The organism is Parabacteroides sp. 20_3 (assembly GCF_964238835.1).
GTDB classification, from domain to species: Bacteria; Bacteroidota; Bacteroidia; order Bacteroidales; family Tannerellaceae; genus Parabacteroides; species Parabacteroides distasonis.
On the sequence record NZ_CAXSNO010000008.1, the window covers coordinates 23,558 to 41,231 of the forward strand.

Genomic DNA, 17,674 nt, shown 5'->3' on the forward strand with positions numbered 1-17,674 from the left:
ACTAGGTGTTTTGTTTTTTTCGGTTGGTGGATATAAATGAATACATGGCCGGTACGATAAACAGGGTCAAGAAGGTCGATACCAACATTCCGCCTACTACCGCTACACCCATGGCGATACGCCCTTGGGCACCCTCGCCAGTAGCGTATACCAATGGCACCAAACCGAGGATGGTGGATACGCTAGTCATCAAGATCGGGCGCAGACGCTGGGTCGCGGACGAGCGGATCGCTTCCGGCAAACTAAGTCCCGACTCTTGCCGCTGATTGGCGAACTCTACGATCAAGATACCGTTCTTCGCCACCAAACCAATCAACATAATGATACCGATCTGGCTGAATATATTCATCGTGATACCCGAATAACTCATGAACATCAGCGCACCAGCGATAGCCAAAGGCACGGTGAACATCACTACCAACGGGTCCTTGAAACTCTCGAACTGGGCGGCCAACACCAAATAAATCATCAGCAAGGCCAAGATCATGGCGAACATCAAACTGGAAGAACTCTCACGGAACTCTTTCGACTCGCCGGAAAGAGCGGTGCGGAAGCTACCATCCAGCACCTCCGAGGCGATACGATCCATCTCGTCCAGACCATCGCCGATCGTGTATCCTTTATTCAATCCACTGGAAACCGTCGCCGATACGAAACGGTTATAGCGATACAATTGGGGCGGCGCCACATTTTCCGTAACCTTAACCAAGTTATCCAGCTGGATCATTTCCCCATTGTTACTACGTACATAGATCGATTTTAAATCGACAGGGGTATTTCGTTGCTGGCGGTTGATCTCGCCCAATATCTGGTATTGCTTACCATTCATATAGAAGTAGCCCATACGCTGTCCGCTCAACGCATATTGCAAGGTCTGGGCGATATTCCGGGTGCTGACACCCAATAAGGAAGCCTTATCCCGGTCGATCTCGATACGTGCCTCCGGCTTGGTGAAGCGCAAGTTCACGTCCGCCATCTGGAAGACCGGGCTCTCGTTCACCTTTTGCATAAACGTGGGCAGGAACTCTTGCAGTTTATCCAAGGTCGGGGCCTGCAGTACGTATTGGATAGGCATACCGCCCCGGCGTCCGCCGAAGGTGGATTGCTGTTGTACGAAGGCGCGGGCCAAGGTCTCTTTGCGGACTTCTTTCGACAAGGTCTCGGCGATCTCCATTTGCGAGCGTTCCCGTTCCTTGATATCGCTTAATATGAGGTTTAGCGAACCTCCTCCTTCCCACGAGCGGGTCATGATGGATTGCTTCTCGGGAGCGATGGAGTCGGCTATTTGCTCGATACGGTCCGCGTAGTCGCGGATAAACTCGAAGGTAGCCCCTTCCGGCCCGCGCATATTCACGGAGATCATGGAACGGTCCTCCAAAGGCGATAACTCGGAACGAATGTTCTTCCAGAAGTACCCGATCGATCCGAAGAGAAGGATAACGATAGGGATCGACCATATCTTATGGTTCAGGAACGCATTCAACGACTTGGCGTAGATTGTGTTCAATCCCTCGAAGAACGGCTCGGTCTTCCGATAGAACCAGTTTTTCTTCTCTCTCCTCTTCAATAGCTTGGTAGCCAACATCGGTGTAAACGTAAGGGCCACGAATGAGGAGATAGCGACCGAACCGGCGATCACGATACTGAACTCCTTGAACAAACGCCCCGTCATACCTTCCATAAACACGATCGGCAAGAATACGGAGATTAGGGTGATCGTGGTAGATACCACGGCGAAGAAGATCTCTTTCGATCCTTCGATACCCGCCTCTTTCGGCGACATGCCTTGCTCGATACGTACATATATATTCTCCGCCACCACGATCGCGTCGTCTACCACCAGACCGACCGAGAGCACGACCGCCAACATCGTCAATACGTTGACGGAGAATCCGGAGATATACATCACGAAGAAAGCTCCTACCAACGATACGGGGATAACGACGACAGGAACCAGCGTGACCCGCCAGTCGCGGAGGAACAAGAAGATAATCAATACGACCAAGAGGAAAGCCTCGTAAATCGTCTGTTGTACTTCACTGATAGAGGCCCGGATAAAGCGAGTGTTGTCATACATCATCTCGATCGTGACATCTTCCGGCAGGTCTTTTTGTAATTGCTCGATACGCTTGTAGGCTTCGTCGGCGATCTCGATATGGTTGGCTCCCGGTTGGGGGATGATAACGGTCATAACCATCGGCTCGCCGTTCTTCTTCAGTAAGCTCCGCAAGTCCTCGGGAGCTACCTCCGCACGTCCGATATCGCTGAAGCGCACGATGTTGTTGTTGTCTTCCTTGATAATTAAATCGTTGAATTCCTTGGCGGTATGCATCAATCCTAAGGTACGTATGGATAAGGAGATCGTATTTCCCTCGATACTACCGGAAGGAAGCTCCACGTTCTCGTTATCGACGGCGTTTTTCACGTCCATCGGGGTCACTCCGTAACCCGCCATCTTGATTGGGTCCAGCCATAGACGCATGGAATACCGTTTTTGTCCCCAGATATCCACGCCACTCACGTTCTCGATGGTCTGCAAGCGCTCTTTCACCGTCAGCTCGGCGATCTCGCTCAACTCCATCAACGAGCGTTTGTTGCTTCGGATGGCGATCTGCATGATCGGGGAGGCATCGGCATCCGCTTTCGATACCGTAGGTGGGTCGCAGTCACGGGGAAGGTAGCGTTGGGCACGAGATACCTTATCACGTACATCGTTCGCCGCCGTTTCCATATCCACGGACAACTCAAACTCTACCGTGATGCGGCTGCTGCCTTGGCTACTCACGCTACTCAATGAACGGATACCCGGGATACCGTTGATATTCTGCTCCAACGGCTCGGTGATCTGATTCATGATCACGTCGGCGTTCGCTCCGGGATAAGATACGTTGACCGAGATAATCGGCTGGTCTACGCTCGGGAACTCCCGGACGCCAAGGAACCGGTAACCGATAAAGCCGAACAGGAGGATGACCAGCATCATCACTGTCGAGAGTACGGGCCGGTTTATACTGGTTTCTGAAATATTTGCCATCGTTCTTCTCCTTATTCAGTCAAGTTATCAATAGAAACTTTCATGCCGGTACGTAACTGCATCACGCCGGACGTGATCAGCGTATCGCCCACATTCAACCCTTGCAATACCTGTACACGGCTCTCGGTTCGAATACCGATCGTGATCTCTTGAGGCTCGGCCACGCCGTTCTTATATAAGTAAACGATGTCTTTTCCCATCTCGGGGATAACGGCCTCGCTGGGGATGGCTAAAGCGTCCTTGATCTCCCGCTTGCTGATCTCGACGGAGGTATAACGGCCGGGTAAGATATTCTCGCCCGGATTCGGGTAAGTGGCACGTACTTTCAAGGTACGGGTTGCCATATCTACCTTGCTTTCCACGGCGTAAACGGTCGCCTTATAGTTCTGCATCATACCGTCTTTCTCCATGCGGAACAGGATCGGGGTTCCGTCTTGTACCTCGGCCGCGTAGCTCTCGGGGATGGAGAACTCGATTTTCAAAGGGGATATCTTGGTCAACTTGGCGATTACGGAAGAGGAGGAGGTAACGTATGCGCCCTCACTCACGGAGCGAAGTCCGATGATCCCGTCGAAAGGAGCCCGAAGCTCTGTCTGGGCGATATTCGCTTTGACCAGCTCGATATCCGCCATTAGCTTCTCGTATTCGGTGGCTACTTGCTCGTAGGCCTCTTGGCTGACGGCGTCTTTCTCCAACAAGGTACGTTGGCGATAGACACGATCCTTGGCCAAAGGGACTTGGGCTTCCAGCTTCTTTAGCTGGGCTTGCAGCGGCTTGTCATTGATTTTGGCCAACAGATCGCCCGCCTTTACGTGGGTACCTTCCGTGAAATAGATTGCTACCACCTTACCGGAGGACTCGAAAGCCAAATCCACCTCTTCGTCCGGAAGGGTACTCCCGGTACTCATGATCTTATCGGTTAATGATTGGTATTTTAATACCTCGGCGTTGATGTTAAGTGTCTGGTTTCGCAGGCTCGTGCCCGATGTGGGTACGACGGAAGCGGCATCTTGGGATGCCTTGAACTTGTTTTTCAATTGAGGGTAAGCGATCATTCCCGCTATCATTAATAAGATAGCCGCCGTAACTCCCCATTTCGCTCTCTTTGTCATCATGTTCTCGTATGGTATTTACTGATAATTTACACTCGTTACTCCAAAATATATAACTAAACGCAAGTTTAGACTGCCCTTTCGTAAAAAGGTTTAATCAAAGATATTATTTTTTTGAGAGATGAATCCCTGATTGGGAAGAACGGGGAAAATAAGGGAATTAAAACGAATCTAGGGAGGAAGTCTGATCGGTTTGTGGTAGAAGAAATGAGTGTCTCCTGTCGTATAGATCTTTTCACATAGGTGAAAAGAACGTTTCACAGCCGTGATCCGATCGTTTCACATGGGTGAAAAGATCAGATCACACTTGTGAAACGATCTGTTATAGCTTATGTATAACTTTCATTAACTGCTCGCCCAAGCCAATCGTATAGCCTTGAGAGACAAATACGACACGGTTGAACGTATCGGCGATCAAGAAGATCGGCAAGGTATTGGCGTTTTGCAATTTCATCGCTGTAGCCATTTCCTTTTGGATCGCCCCGTCGATATCCAGACCGTATGTGATCGTGCCCGGTAAATCGCCGAACTCTTTCGGATCGAAGTTCTTATAGCCTTTCTCGTCAGGGAAGAGAAGCACGATGCCTCGTCCCCAATCCTCCAGTTCCTTCTTCACGGCGGCGATATCACGCATCGCATGGTTTGTCGGTTCTTGGCGGGAGCCTAGAAGCGCTACGATATAGTAGCCACGTCCGGTAGTAGCTAGCAGGCTGGTCTCCTCACCGTTGTCCGCACGTTTGAACTTATTCTCGGAGTTGAAATTACCGATCACCTGTATCTCGTCCTTGCTTTCACGCATTTCCAATTGGATCGGGGTGGTCTTGTCCGCCTCCACATTGAAAAACTCGATCTCGGCCAATACGCTACCGTTTGCCATACGAGTACCGGTCACTAACATATAATTACCTTCATCCATGGATAACGGTTTCTTCAGTAATCCGTTCCAAGTATCTCCCAAGCCCATATCCACATTACCGCCTCTCTCGAAATTCAAGGTCTGTAAAGTACCGTTCGGCAAAACCTTGGCGATCGTGAAGTGACTGTAATATTTCGGGTCTTGCAGCGCCTTGATCGGTTGGTAAGAAGCGATTACCTTGCCTTGTTTAGCGGTCGTCTGTACGGCAGCCTCGAAATCGACGTCTACCCAAGCGTTGTCCTTGAAGTACTGGATCTTGCGGGCTACCGGCTCGATACGTGCCGGAATACCTAAGCTACGAGCCACGGCCACGAAGAAGATATTACGGGAGCCCTTATCAGCGATACGAGATTTCCATACACCCATCGGCATGATCGGAATACGTTGTGCGTTTAGCGCGTCGTTAATGGAGACGTTATTCTTCACCCAATCCACCAATGCCTGTGGATTCTCTACGGCTTGTTTCGCAAGGGAAGGCTCAATATTTGCGGCGAAGAAACTCTTATAAGGAGTCAGGAACTCATTGGCCACACGAGGATTCATGATATATTCATTGAACCATTCGCTTTGAACGGCCGGCGTATTATTCAAATGATCTGCGAGGACAGACGCAGGTGTATCACGTAGATCCTTAGCGGACACGACATCCAATAATGCCATCGCTTGCGCACGCTTCTCGGCGGGAGTCTCCCGTAAGAACTTCTCGATCTCCATCCAGTTACCACGGCTACCGATCATGAAATCCTCCGTCTTCATCGGGTCGATACCCAATTCTTTCGCTAAAGCCTCTGCTTTCTCTTCCGTATAGAAAGTAGCTACATATTTATTACGGATAGCGTCTTCTTCCAATAAACGTTTGGCGTTCGCTTCCTTTTGCTCCGGTGTAACTTCCGCTGGGATAGAGCCGTCCACCGGTGGTATGATATCTAGGGCGATCGTCTCCACATCTCCCGGTTTTTTGTTCAAGGCGATCGTAACCTCTCCGTCTTTGCCGAAAGAGACCTTGCTGTAGCCGAACTTGCCGTCCTTGCTGGCCCATACCAACATATCCCCTTTTCCGGCGGATAATGAGCATTTGCCATCCGCATCCGTCTTCTTGCGGGCTACACTGTTAAACTCGGCATAATTATAAATCTTGAATTCAACCAGAGCGTCCTTCACTGGCTTGCCATTGGCATCCGTAACCGTGATAACAGCTTTAGCCGAAGGCGCGTAATTATCGATCACGTTGATCTCGGTATACCCATCGGTACGTTCCATGACATCCTCCGGGCCATTGTATTTACCGAATACTTTCGTATGCATCAACATACCCCGGTAAGCAGGGCCGTTGAACCAACCCAGATTCAATACCGGTTCGGGCTCGCAAGCGCCGAGGAAATACCATTTACCATTCACCCAAGCTTCTACCCATGCGTGGTTATCATCCGTATGCGCCCAGCGAGGCGTATATACCTGACGTGCGGGGATACCCACGGAGCGTAAAGCGGCTACCGTGAAGGTAGACTCCTCGCCGCAACGACCGTAAGCGGTCTTTACGGATGCCAAAGGGGAACTTGTGCGCCCATCGGAAGGAGTATAGATAACCTTCTCATGACACCAGTGATTCACTTCCAGTACGGCGTCGTACAACGAGAGACCCTTCACCCGGTCTTTCAACTCATCAAAGAAAACCATGCGGCTTTCATCCAGATTCTCGTTATTGATTCGTACCGGCAATACGAAATGACGGAAGATCATCTCGGGAATACTATCGCCCCAAGGCATCTCATTCCGTGCTTGGAAAGAGGAACGGATGTTTTTCAAATAGAAATCGCCACTATAGTCCGTGATGTCTCCAATCGGCATATAGGCGTACATGAAGGTTAACGCCTCCCTCTCTTCGGGAGTCATTTGATCGTTAAATACTGCGAAAAGGTCTCCGTTAGGCAGAGCGGCCTGTTTCGCTTGGAAATCGTTCTCGACCTCAGCTCGGTAAGCGGCGTCGGTAATAAAATGTTGTTGGTTGTTACAGCTCGTCCATACGAGTAATGTGAACAACAGCGTAAATAGATGTTTTTTGTTCATAAAGCGGATATGTATGTTTGCCAAAAGTAATGATTCTATGCGAGATAGAAAAATTCTCGAACAATTTGTAAGAAAGATTTGTTTTTCTATAGAAAGAATAAATCTGGTCTTCCTGTAAATTTGGGACCGGATTTCTTCTTTTTGTGTGATTATAATTACAAAAAGTTTACGAACTTTGTGACAAAGTATCAAATCACTAATCATAAAACCCGTTTTGCGTATGTTTCAAAATCCTGAGCAAGTGCTATTAATAGCTTCTGTGATCCTGTTTTTAAGTATATTCGCCGGTAAGGCCGGTTATCGTTTCGGCTTACCCGCTTTGTTGTTGTTCCTTGGTGTGGGAATGTTGTTTGGCAGCGATGGTCTGGGCATCCAGTTCAGCGATCCGAATGTGGCCCAGTTTATCGGCATGTTGGCGTTGAGTATCATCTTGTTCTCGGGTGGTATGGATACGAAAGTTGCGGAGGTCAAACCTATCGCCTCGCAAGGTGTGGTATTGGCTACGCTCGGGGTGCTGGCCACGACTTTTATCACGGGCGGGTTTATCTATTGGTTATTTGGTTTATTTGGCAAATATGTTACGTTGACTTTCCCGGAATCTTTATTGCTGGCGGCGGTCATGTCCTCTACGGACTCAGCCTCGGTTTTCTCCATCTTGCGCAGTAAAGGGGTTTATTTGAAAGAGCGTCTGCGTCCTACCTTGGAACTGGAGAGTGGTAGTAATGACCCGATGGCTTATATGCTTACCTTGCTTCTGATCGCTTACATACAAAGTGGAGGTATGAATATTTGGGAGGCCGGGCTATCCTTGGTCATTCAATTATCGGTGGGAGCTATCGCCGGTTTCTTATTGGGGAGACTGGCTGTGTTGATTATCAATAAGATCGATATAGATAACGAGTCTTTGTATCCGATCCTTTTATTGGCTACGGCTTTCTTCACCTTCGCCGCTACGACCTTATGTAAGGGTAATGGCTATTTAGCGGTTTATATCGCTGGTTTGGTGGTTGGTAACGCTAAGATTGTTCACAAGAAAAGTATGGGGACGTTCTTTGACGGTTTCGCTTGGTTGTGGCAGATCGTGATGTTCCTTACGTTAGGCTTGCTAGTGAACCCGCATGAGTTATTACCGGTGACGGGTGTAGGTGTTATGGTGGGAGTCTTTATGATCTTGATCGCCCGTCCGATTAGCGTGTTCCTTTGCTTGATACCTTATAAGAATTTCTCCTTCAAAGGTAAACTGTATATCTCATGGGTGGGATTACGCGGGGCGGTTCCTATTATTTTCGCTACTTACCCGATGATCGCCGGGATCGAGCATGCCGGTATGTTCTTTAATATCGTATTCTTTATCACGATTCTTTCTTTGCTGATTCAAGGAACCACGGTTACTCAAGCCGCAAAATGGCTGGATATGGTGGATGAGCCGGAACGAAAGGATGAGTTTGGCATCGAGCTTCCCGAGGAGATCAAGAGCGCTATGAGCGAGATCGATATTACCCCGGCGGTATTATCCCATGGAAATAAATTGATGCAGCTGACTTTACCCGATCATACCTTGGCGGTAATGGTGAAACGGGAAGGCCGCTATTTCATCCCGAAAGGAAATACGGAATTAAAGGAGAACGACAAGTTGTTAATGATCTCCGATAATGACGAGGCGCTTTTGCAGGCGTATGATTCCTTGGGAGTGAAGGATTATACGATGAAGAAGAATTGAAATAATGTGCCAATGTAGGCAATGTGCCAATGCGAATACTCTTTGTGTAGAATAAGCATTGGCACATTATTTTATCGTACCGGGAACTCGGTTATACGTAAAGTGGTACAGCCATAAGGAATTAACTCGATCGTCTCTTCATCACCCATCGGTTCGTTGGCTTGCATGAAGAAATTTACGGGGCCGGCGGAACCTTTGAACATTTTCCATGAAGGTAAGATCCGTCCCTTTGTTTTGATCGTGATAGGGGCATTCTCTAGGTTCCATGGGTAAGGGGCTATGTTCTCTGCCTTTCTAACGACGAAATTTTTCTCTAGTTCTTCTTCTTTCAGATATTTGCGAATCAGGGAATAATTCCATGCTGAAGTAGAGGTGACCTCATAATACCATTCTCCTTTATGTGAAGACTCCGGGCGTTGATCAACCTTGCGTTCCCATTTCTCATCCATCTTTAGGGAATACAATAATGGGCCTCGTTCGATGACAACCGCATCGTCATACCAATTGCTTGTGGATATACGCATGGGTAGCTCTAGCTGGATATGATCGCCATCTTTCCATTCCCGGTTGATTCGTACGATTTCGCCAGAGTGAGCTGCGATAGAGACAGCCTCGCCATTTATCGTAATCACGGGATTATTACACCAAGCAGGAATACGCAAGTGAAAAGGGAAAAAGGCTTTCTTGTCTTTCTTGCTAGGGAACGATAAATTGAAATCGATCTTTTCTTCAAAGGGATAATCGGTCTTCTCTGCGATTTTAACCGTGATGTCGTTTCCCACTTGGGCAGTCACTTCCGATGGTGCGTAGATAAGTGAAGCGATGCCATTATCGGCGGTGGCAAACCATAGATGTCGTGTGAATTTAGGCCAGCCTTGATGTAGATTGGAGGTACAACAAGGATAACCGCTCAATTCTCCGAAAATAATGTCTGTGTCTTCGTGTGGTGAGACAAAGTTACGTCCTTCGCAAGTGATCGCTATTTGATTGACTTGCTGATAATATTGTCGTGCGGAAAAGTCATCCTTGATCTGCGTTGGCAGTACATTGTATGCGACTTTCTCTAAATGATCAGCCCACTGGACATCTCCGGTTATCTCTAACATTTTCTCGAGAGAGAACATCATCTCGACAGCGGTACAGAGTTCTGATCCTTGTGTCGGGTTACCGAAACGTAAAAGTTCATCTCCCGCCCATAATCCTGTAGGAAAACCAATCGTATGGCGCATTTTCCGTACAGCTTCCTTAACCGCTTCCAGATTTTGAGGATTATGGCTCTGTTGGTAATAAATGACAGGTTCCTTGAATCCTTGGGCGAGATTTACACAATGCAGGCTGTTTTGCCGGGCTAAATGATCTTGGTTCAAGAACACGTCGGTCCAATTGAAGGTTTGCTTATGGATTAACTCTCCTAACTCCAGAAGGAAAGGATCGCCCGTGATATTATAAAGCCAATATACGACCATCAGATTATCCCCTCCTCGTTGTTCAGCCCAGAAAGTCCATTTTCCCAGAGGACTTTTAGGTAGTTCAGAAAGCTGGTATTTGAAATAATTAGTGAGGAACGAGATAACTCTTTGATCGTTGGTAGCGGAATAATATTGTTGCAGAACTTTGAGCATAACCATTTTGGGCCACCAATCTTGTGCGTTATCCCGTTGTAAGCCGGGTTCATAGTCTCTGTCTGTATCTGGCCCGAAATATCCGTTAGGCTTTTGGGAGGCCAATGTCCATTCAACCCAAGGCTTTACTTTTTGGATCAAGGCCTCATCATTCATGATGTAAGCCAAAGGTAGTAAGCCATCTATCCAGTATGGGCCTCGTTCCCATACGTCTCCATCTCCGCCTAACCAACCATTACGCGGTCCCATTACTTTCGTATAGATAGAATCCAGATGGCCGGTCATTCCCGTACACATTCGTTCCATTTGGATTTTTAGCCAACCCGCAGGTTTAACATCCCCAATAGGCAACTCTATATAAGGCTTAGAGGCTAATGGATAACGATTGTTCGGGTAATTAATGTTGATAGAACCTTCATTTCCCGGCAAAGTGGCAGAAAAGGAGGTAATTGAGATTAGGCTTGATAATGTTATCGTTAATAAATACTTCATTTTGATGCTTTTTTAGTTATTCGTTATAGGGGATCCATACCCTCATTTTTCCTGCTTTACGGTTATCCCACGCGTAATAGGGAATAAAGGTAGCAGATTGTGCCCTACCGTTTGTTTTAATTGTTTTTATCCCATTCAATATATCGGAAGCGAAGGCTGTCTGGAATGTTGTACTTGGGCTCAACTGTATTTGATCGAAATATACCGGGTTGTCTATTTCTTCCATGCAGTATACAAGTGGCCCTCGTTGAATCGCCCGTTTGCCGAAATTTTCCTTGACATGCGGATCTGCCGCGACAATTTCCACGGGCATATCCATATCTAGAGCGATTACATCTTGTGATTTCCAATCCTTGATTACCGCATAGCCTTTTTCCTCAGACACGTTTATTCTCTTACCATTGATACTTAAATCATAGGTTTTGCACCAATTCGGAATGCGGAGGCGTATCTCTTTCTCCAAAGGCAGAGAAGTAGAAATTGTTAGTTTTACCGATCCATCCCACGGATAGTCCGTTTCTTGTGTTAATAGGATATCCGTCTCTCCTATCCGTATTTGCCCCGTATTTCCGATATATAGATTTACCCATAACGCATCATCGGAGGAGGCGTAGATATAATTTCCGATAGAAGGCAAGAAGCGTGAAAGCTGACTTGGGCAACAAGCACAACCATACCATTCTTGTCTATGGTGATCACCCTTAGATTCCAGCGGATTGACATAGAAGAAACGGTCTCCACCCAAGGAGATACCGGCAAGCGCACCGTTATATAAAGAACGTTCCAGTACGTCGATGTATTTAGAGTCTCCGGTAAGTTGGTTCATACGTTGGTTCCAAAGCACCATTCCGACAGAAGCGCAAGTCTCGCAATAAGCATCTAGGTTCGGTAAATCGTAATCCTCCGTAAACCCTTCGTTATCATGGGATGAACCGATTCCCCCGGTGATATACATATTGCGGTGTACCACATCATCCCATAGACGATCCATTGCGGCTATATATCCCGTATCATTCTTCAAGGCAGCCACATCGGCCATACCGCAATACAAATACATACATCGTACCGCATGCCCGGAGATATCGGTAAGTTGCCGGACGGGAACGATATCTTGATAGTAAACCGGGTTCCATTTACCTTCATCACCCATAGTGCCGTGACCGTGTCCACGTTCCTCCAGCAGCCAATAAGCGAAATCCAGATATTTCTGCTCTTGGGTGGTTTGATAAAGCTTGACAAGCGCCAGTTCTATTTCCTCGTGTCCCGGTACCCAATGTCTTTTTCCCGGACCGAATTGGCTCATCATATGATCTGTCATGCGTATACATACGTCTAATAACTTGCGCTTTCCTGTAGCTTGATAATACGCTACTCCTGCCTCAATCATATGTCCGGCGCAGTACATCTCATGCTTGTCCATATTGGTCCACCGTTTATCCAATCCGGTGAGTGTATAGAAGGTATTGATGTAGCCATCCGGTTGTTGGGCGGCAGCGAATTTATCAATCCATTCGTCCGCTTTCTTTTCCAGCTCGGAATCCGGATTGTTGATTAGGCTATAAGCCATACCTTCTAACGCTTTATATACATCGGAATCATCAAAGAAAATGCCAGAATGCTCTCCTTCCCCTTTCGCTGCATTCTCGAAATTACGGATACGTCCGGTTTGATTCTCTATTTGATCGATACAGACAGGCAAGGTCGCCGAGACATGTTTGCTGAGTCTGGGTGACCAAAAGTTGTCATTGATTTTCACATGAGAGAAATCGATCTGCTTGATCATCTTCAAAGGCTGTTCCTTTATATCTTCTTTAGAGGTCTGGCACCCTTGCAAAAGAAAGGCAGACGCAGCGAGTAAAAGGTATTGCTTCATATAGCTTTAGAATTTGAGATTGAAGGAGGGTATGTCAATATAGAGACATATCCTCTATGTTATTATTGATAATTCGGATTTTGTTCCAGATTCGGATTGGTATCTACAACTTTTTGAGGTAAGGGAAATACCGTTTTATAATCTCCATTCGGCTCATGAGATAACCATTTAGCTTTTGTGAAATGACCGAAACGTATCATATCTCTCCGGCGATAAGATTCTCCAGCGAATTCCCAACCTAGTTCATCATAGAAACGTCCGAATTTTTCCGGATAAACTTGATTTTGCGAAGTTAATACATAGTTTTCTACCGTACCGTATTTGTAACAGGATTTTTCTTGTAATTGCGCTCCTGAGACAATTGCTTTTTCAGGATGTTCTTTAAAAGCTCTTTTTCTGACCATACTTACAATAGACGCTGCTTGATCTGCTTTCCCAGTACGTAAAAGGCATTCTGCTTTCATCATATGGACTTGCGTAAGTCTGAATAAGACCAAATCATTATTTAGTTCACTTCTGGCTCCCATCTCAACCTCATATTTTAACCAGCGATATCCTTCTGCCTCACCAGTGAAAATTCCGTTGGGCATTTTGTTGACGAAGATAAGCGGTTGTCCCATTAAGTCATAAGAGCCTGTGAGAGGTGTCCGGTCAGATGCGTATTGGGGACCTCCTAGCCAAGTCGCATTTAAACGTTCGTCATCTGGATCATAGGTGTCGATGAATTGAGGTATTCCTTTATAGGCCCCAGCTCCCCAAGGGCTTCCAACTAGATCATACGTTTTTTGGTTTGCTCCGTGTAAGGCGGCTAAATGATAGTTAAATCCAGTGGCAAATATTTCATCATAAGGAATGACTAATATATTTTCTAATGAGTTTTCATTGTGTGCCTTAAATGGATCGCTATAATTAATGTCTAAACTATATTTTCCGGAATTAATAATATCATCACACTCTTGAATACAAGCATTCCATTGGGGATCACCTGTATATACTTCTGCGTTCAAATATACGTTAGCGAGGAGGGCTTTAGCTCCCCATAATGTGAATCTTCCATAATTAGATTCATTTTTCTCTGTTGGGAGATCGCTGAAAGACTCTTTTAGTTCTTTGACTATAAAATCATAAAGATCCTTCCGGGATGTTTTTACAGGTAATTCTGAGGTGGGTTCCGTGACTAAAGGAGCATCTCCAAAATTATCCATGATGTACCAGTAATAGAAAGCACGTAATGCTCGAGATTCAGCGATCATGGCAGCCTTGTTTTCATTAGCGGCAAAAGGAAAATCATCTTGGTTGATAATGCTGATAGCCCGGTTTGCCAAGATAATTCCGGAATAGCAAACTTCCCATAAACGATTCACTTGTAATTGTTCGGAGTTCCATGAATGTTGATGCATTCTACGAAATACACCTCCATCATCCCAACCGGAACCATTAGCGGGGAACACTGCGGCATCGGTACATATTTCTTGACTCAGCATTGGAGCTTGTCCGGAACCGCAATATCCCCAATCTTGAAGATTGGTATAAGCGGCACCAACTACTTTAGTTGCGTCTCCAGCTTCATATTTATAACTATCTTCAGTAATGTCAGAGAAGATTTCTTCGGTTAGGTCTGTGCAGGAAATAAAGTTCAATGAACAGCAACCTAATAATAAAATATTTATATGTTTTTTAATTGTATTCATGAGTTTATTTATTTTAAAAAGTAAACATTGCGCCTAAAGTAAAGGAACGTGTAGAAGGGTAACGGCCTAATTCATCACATCCGGGATTAAGTCCTTGCGTATTAACCTCAGGGTCTAATCCACTGTATTCTGTAAATGTGAATAGGTTATTACCGGTTGCGTATATACGTATCCTTTTTAAATAATCATTCTTAAGTTTTAAGGTATAACCAATGGTGATATTATCAATTTTCCAAAAGTTTCCTCTTTCGATGAAATAGCTAACATATTGAAGTTCCTGTTGGTCGTTTAGTACAGTCTTTCCGTACTTCGGTTCATAAGCTGTGGCAAGCAAATTTCCCCGGGTCAAGTTTACAGGACATTCATAAAACATGCGGGGGTAGTTGAGGATGTCATAGTCGAATGCACCTCGCATAGTTATACCTAAGTCGAAATTTTTGAAGGTAAAACTGTTATCCCAGCTTAATAGGTGTTTGGGCAGGCCATTTCCAATAATTTTTTTATCTTCTGCTTGTTGCTCTGAGATCGGTTTTGGATTACCGTTTTTATCTTCAATAATCCAACGTCCTTCGTTATCTATATCAATAGTTTTAAAACCGTAGAAATTACCAACCTCACCCCCTTCAAATATTCGATGGGTATATTGTTGGATAGGTTCGCCAGTCCAGCCATCTTCTATATAACCGGATTTTAATTGGAATTCCTCGTTTGATAGGGCAACCAACTTATTTTTGTTGGTCGAATAATTAAAGCTAGTTGTCCATGAGAATTCTTTTGTTTGTACTGGGATTGCACTGAGGTGTATCTCTAGTCCTTTATTTTGCATAGTTCCTGCGTTTGCGAGGATTTCCTGATATAAATAAGGAGGAGTGGCTACTTGATAGTTCCATAGCATATCTTTTGTCGTGCGTTTATAAAGGTCTATAGATCCACTGATACGGTTATCAAGAACGCCGAAGTCTACTCCTAAGTTCCACACTTGAGCCGATGATTATTTGTTATTGTGTTGAAAACCAAATATATTTATCGGGAACTATATAGTTATGATACCATATAGTTCCCGATAATTGTAAATGTTAGCCTATTTTTTTCTGTGCAACCTCTATCGCATTGTGTTTTAATTCGTCTTCATCCTCTACCGCATCTAATACTTTGTCTGCTAACCACAGAGTGAGAAGTTCATTCTTATCTACCTTGAAATATTCTGCCAATTGTATCACTTGTGTTCGTTTAGCTCGTCTGTCTCCGCGCTCTATTTTGCTGAACATCGGAGTATCTATCTCAAGCAGAGCAGCCAATTGTCTTTGCAGCACTCCATGCTGTTCTCTTAACTCTTTTATTCTTTCTCCTAATAACATACTTCTTCATTTTACGAATTTGACATGACTTAATCGGATTTCATTATCCGCTATAATATGACGGAATCCGTTATAATTTCCGCTATAATTGGGATAAACCGTCATAATCTTCCGTTATAACTATTCTTTCAAAAACCATGTTCGTCCTTTCGGATAAATAAGTTTATCGGTACTTAACGCACTAAGTATATCCCCTAATAGTCTCAATTGCTGTTCATGTGTCTTGACTTGCGGCATTACGTCTTTGACGTACTCATAAATGCTATCACGCTTGGCTCCATCTGTACCGGCATTCTTAAGATACTGCAAAATCATCTGTTTGATTTTTTCCTTATCAAGTCCTTTTTGCTTAGTGTAACCTTGCAGTTGTCGAGTAGCTTTTGCAATCCCTAAAGAGATTGTATAATTAGGGGCTTCGCCTTCAATAAGTCCTCTGTTCAATAAATCCTGTGCAATGTCCTCGTGAATGGTTCTGCCCTTTTGGATGGCATCTAATGATATGCAATCCCACAAGGTCAATGATTTGTTTGTTTTGAGCAAGTTGGTATACTGTTCATTTATCTCATTGCCATAAATGCGTACCGATACTTTTCTGTTTTTGGCGTCAATTTCATAATCAGGCATTGGGAAGTGACGACGCCACTGCTCATTGAACATCTTCTTTATACCTCTACTTACTGTATCTATCATATTGAAATCAACCATTGCCCTGCAAAGACATTCATTGCGGAAATATGCTTGAGGTTCTTCATTCGTTAAAGCATTCTCCAACGTGCCAGGAATGAAACTCCCTGCATTGGAGTAATAAAGGTAAGTTGGATTTTCCACGAAATTGATTCTCTGTTGCATCGTATAGTCTTGATGCGCAATGCAGTTATGAAGAGCTTCGCGGATGGTATAGTCATCGTATTGCTTCATAGTGTCAGGGAAGAGCGTGCCTCCCGGCATTTCACGCATTGTCAGATTTTCAATTTTTGACAAAATCTCATCTACGGTTAATATAAATGGCACGGTGAAGTGTTCGTAATCCACAACCTCCTGCTTTTCATCCCGTCTTGTCCAAGTCACTTGTGCAACCGCCGGACGTAACTTGAACGCAGATTCGTATTTACCTAGAAGAATGATTGCCGCACGAGTGATTCCTCCGTTCTTCATTATGCCGCACTTGCTCAAGAATGTTTCCACTGTCCATGCATTTACTTCGGCTTCAGGTATTCGACTGTGTACTTTCTTGAACATCATACGAGCTTTGGCTATAGCGACTTCATCAAGATCCTCAATCATTGCATCGGCTACAATTTGTGCCGACCAATCCGTCTCGCTGAAAATAGGTTCATCAAGAATTGCGCTCATACGTTCAGCAGTCATCTCTACGAGAGAATCCTCAATTCGCTGCCACGCCTTATTATGGGCAAACACAGGTCGCTTAGGTAGATGTTTAGGAATATGGATAACCCATACTTTACGGTTGGTATCATCTGTGACAAACTCATCTATATCTAGACCTTCTGTTGAAAGATTTACGCATCTTTCTGTCAGTCGCAGTATCGCCTTCTGCCTATCATAATTGTATGTGTCCGTTCCGACAATATCCAATGTTTTGTCGTGCACACCAATCACCAAGTGTCCACCTTCCATATTGGCAATGGCAGACACATACGAGATGACATCATCTTTTTCGTCCCCGCAGAATGAGTTCTTCAAATTCTTAAACTCCTTCCACTCGCAGTGTGCATTTTCCTGTGGATAGTTGCGAAGGAGATATTGTTGTATTTCTGACTCTTGCATA

9 protein-coding genes and 1 pseudogene are annotated in these 17,674 nt (G+C 45.3%); 1 reads left to right on the forward strand and 9 read right to left on the reverse strand.

Annotation, left to right across the window (positions count from 1 at the left end):
* Window position 1: 1 nt before the first annotated feature.
* From ACESPU_RS16235 to ACESPU_RS16245, 3 genes are all read right to left on the reverse strand, one after another.
* Entirely contained in the window at window positions 2–3,034 is a 3,033-nt protein-coding gene (locus tag ACESPU_RS16235) for an efflux RND transporter permease subunit (protein ID WP_057326127.1), read from the reverse strand.
* Window positions 3,035–3,045: 11 nt separating this feature from the next.
* Window positions 3,046–4,146 (reverse strand): efflux RND transporter periplasmic adaptor subunit, encoded by a 1,101-nt coding sequence (locus ACESPU_RS16240; RefSeq protein WP_034530110.1) that lies wholly within the window; start codon window positions 4,144–4,146, stop codon window positions 3,046–3,048.
* 322 nt (window positions 4,147–4,468) lie between these two features.
* The gene (locus ACESPU_RS16245; RefSeq protein ID WP_227154251.1) at window positions 4,469–7,129 is read right to left on the reverse strand and encodes a transglutaminase domain-containing protein; all 2,661 of its coding nucleotides are present in this window, start codon (window positions 7,127–7,129) and stop codon (window positions 4,469–4,471) included.
* Between the two features lie 220 nt (window positions 7,130–7,349).
* Between ACESPU_RS16245 and ACESPU_RS16250 the strand changes: the two genes are divergently transcribed.
* Window positions 7,350–8,849 (forward strand): potassium/proton antiporter, encoded by a 1,500-nt coding sequence (locus tag ACESPU_RS16250; protein WP_005863241.1) that lies wholly within the window; start codon window positions 7,350–7,352, stop codon window positions 8,847–8,849.
* A 71-nt stretch (window positions 8,850–8,920) separates the two neighbouring features.
* Here ACESPU_RS16250 and ACESPU_RS16255 read toward each other — a convergent pair whose 3' ends face one another.
* The 6 genes and pseudogenes from ACESPU_RS16255 to ACESPU_RS16280 form a co-directional block, all read right to left on the reverse strand.
* Complete coding sequence (locus tag ACESPU_RS16255; RefSeq protein ID WP_005863239.1) at window positions 8,921–10,963, reverse strand: beta-L-arabinofuranosidase domain-containing protein; 2,043 nt, start codon at window positions 10,961–10,963, stop codon at window positions 8,921–8,923.
* Between the two features lie 16 nt (window positions 10,964–10,979).
* The gene (locus ACESPU_RS16260; RefSeq protein WP_158532703.1) at window positions 10,980–12,836 is read right to left on the reverse strand and encodes a glycoside hydrolase family 127 protein; all 1,857 of its coding nucleotides are present in this window, start codon (window positions 12,834–12,836) and stop codon (window positions 10,980–10,982) included.
* 62 nt (window positions 12,837–12,898) lie between these two features.
* A complete protein-coding gene (locus tag ACESPU_RS16265; RefSeq protein WP_005863235.1) occupies window positions 12,899–14,527 on the reverse strand; it encodes a RagB/SusD family nutrient uptake outer membrane protein in 1,629 nt (542 codons plus the stop codon).
* A 13-nt stretch (window positions 14,528–14,540) separates the two neighbouring features.
* Window positions 14,541–15,503 (reverse strand): annotated as a pseudogene (locus tag ACESPU_RS16270) (SusC/RagA family TonB-linked outer membrane protein); the annotation flags it as partial.
* A 100-nt stretch (window positions 15,504–15,603) separates the two neighbouring features.
* Window positions 15,604–15,885 (reverse strand): helix-turn-helix domain-containing protein, encoded by a 282-nt coding sequence (locus ACESPU_RS16275; protein ID WP_005863231.1) that lies wholly within the window; start codon window positions 15,883–15,885, stop codon window positions 15,604–15,606.
* 120 nt (window positions 15,886–16,005) lie between these two features.
* Window positions 16,006–17,673, reverse strand: a complete 1,668-nt coding sequence (locus ACESPU_RS16280) for an RNA-binding domain-containing protein (RefSeq protein WP_005863227.1) — start codon at window positions 17,671–17,673, stop codon at window positions 16,006–16,008.
* Between the last annotated feature and the right edge of the window lies 1 nt (window position 17,674).

Bases quoted from the DNA above. Each gene is read 5' to 3' on its own strand.
- ACESPU_RS16235 (WP_057326127.1), bottom strand. From the start codon at position 3,034: ATGGCAAATATTTCAGAAACCAGTATAAACCGGCCCGTACTCTCGACA.
- ACESPU_RS16240 (WP_034530110.1), bottom strand. From the start codon at position 4,146: ATGACAAAGAGAGCGAAATGGGGAGTTACGGCGGCTATCTTATTAATG.
- ACESPU_RS16245 (WP_227154251.1), bottom strand. From the start codon at position 7,129: ATGAACAAAAAACATCTATTTACGCTGTTGTTCACATTACTCGTATGG.
- ACESPU_RS16250 (WP_005863241.1), top strand. From the start codon at position 7,350: ATGTTTCAAAATCCTGAGCAAGTGCTATTAATAGCTTCTGTGATCCTG.
- ACESPU_RS16255 (WP_005863239.1), bottom strand. From the start codon at position 10,963: ATGAAGTATTTATTAACGATAACATTATCAAGCCTAATCTCAATTACC.
- ACESPU_RS16260 (WP_158532703.1), bottom strand. From the start codon at position 12,836: ATGAAGCAATACCTTTTACTCGCTGCGTCTGCCTTTCTTTTGCAAGGG.
- ACESPU_RS16265 (WP_005863235.1), bottom strand. From the start codon at position 14,527: ATGAATACAATTAAAAAACATATAAATATTTTATTATTAGGTTGCTGT.
- ACESPU_RS16275 (WP_005863231.1), bottom strand. From the start codon at position 15,885: ATGTTATTAGGAGAAAGAATAAAAGAGTTAAGAGAACAGCATGGAGTG.
- ACESPU_RS16280 (WP_005863227.1), bottom strand. From the start codon at position 17,673: ATGCAAGAGTCAGAAATACAACAATATCTCCTTCGCAACTATCCACAG.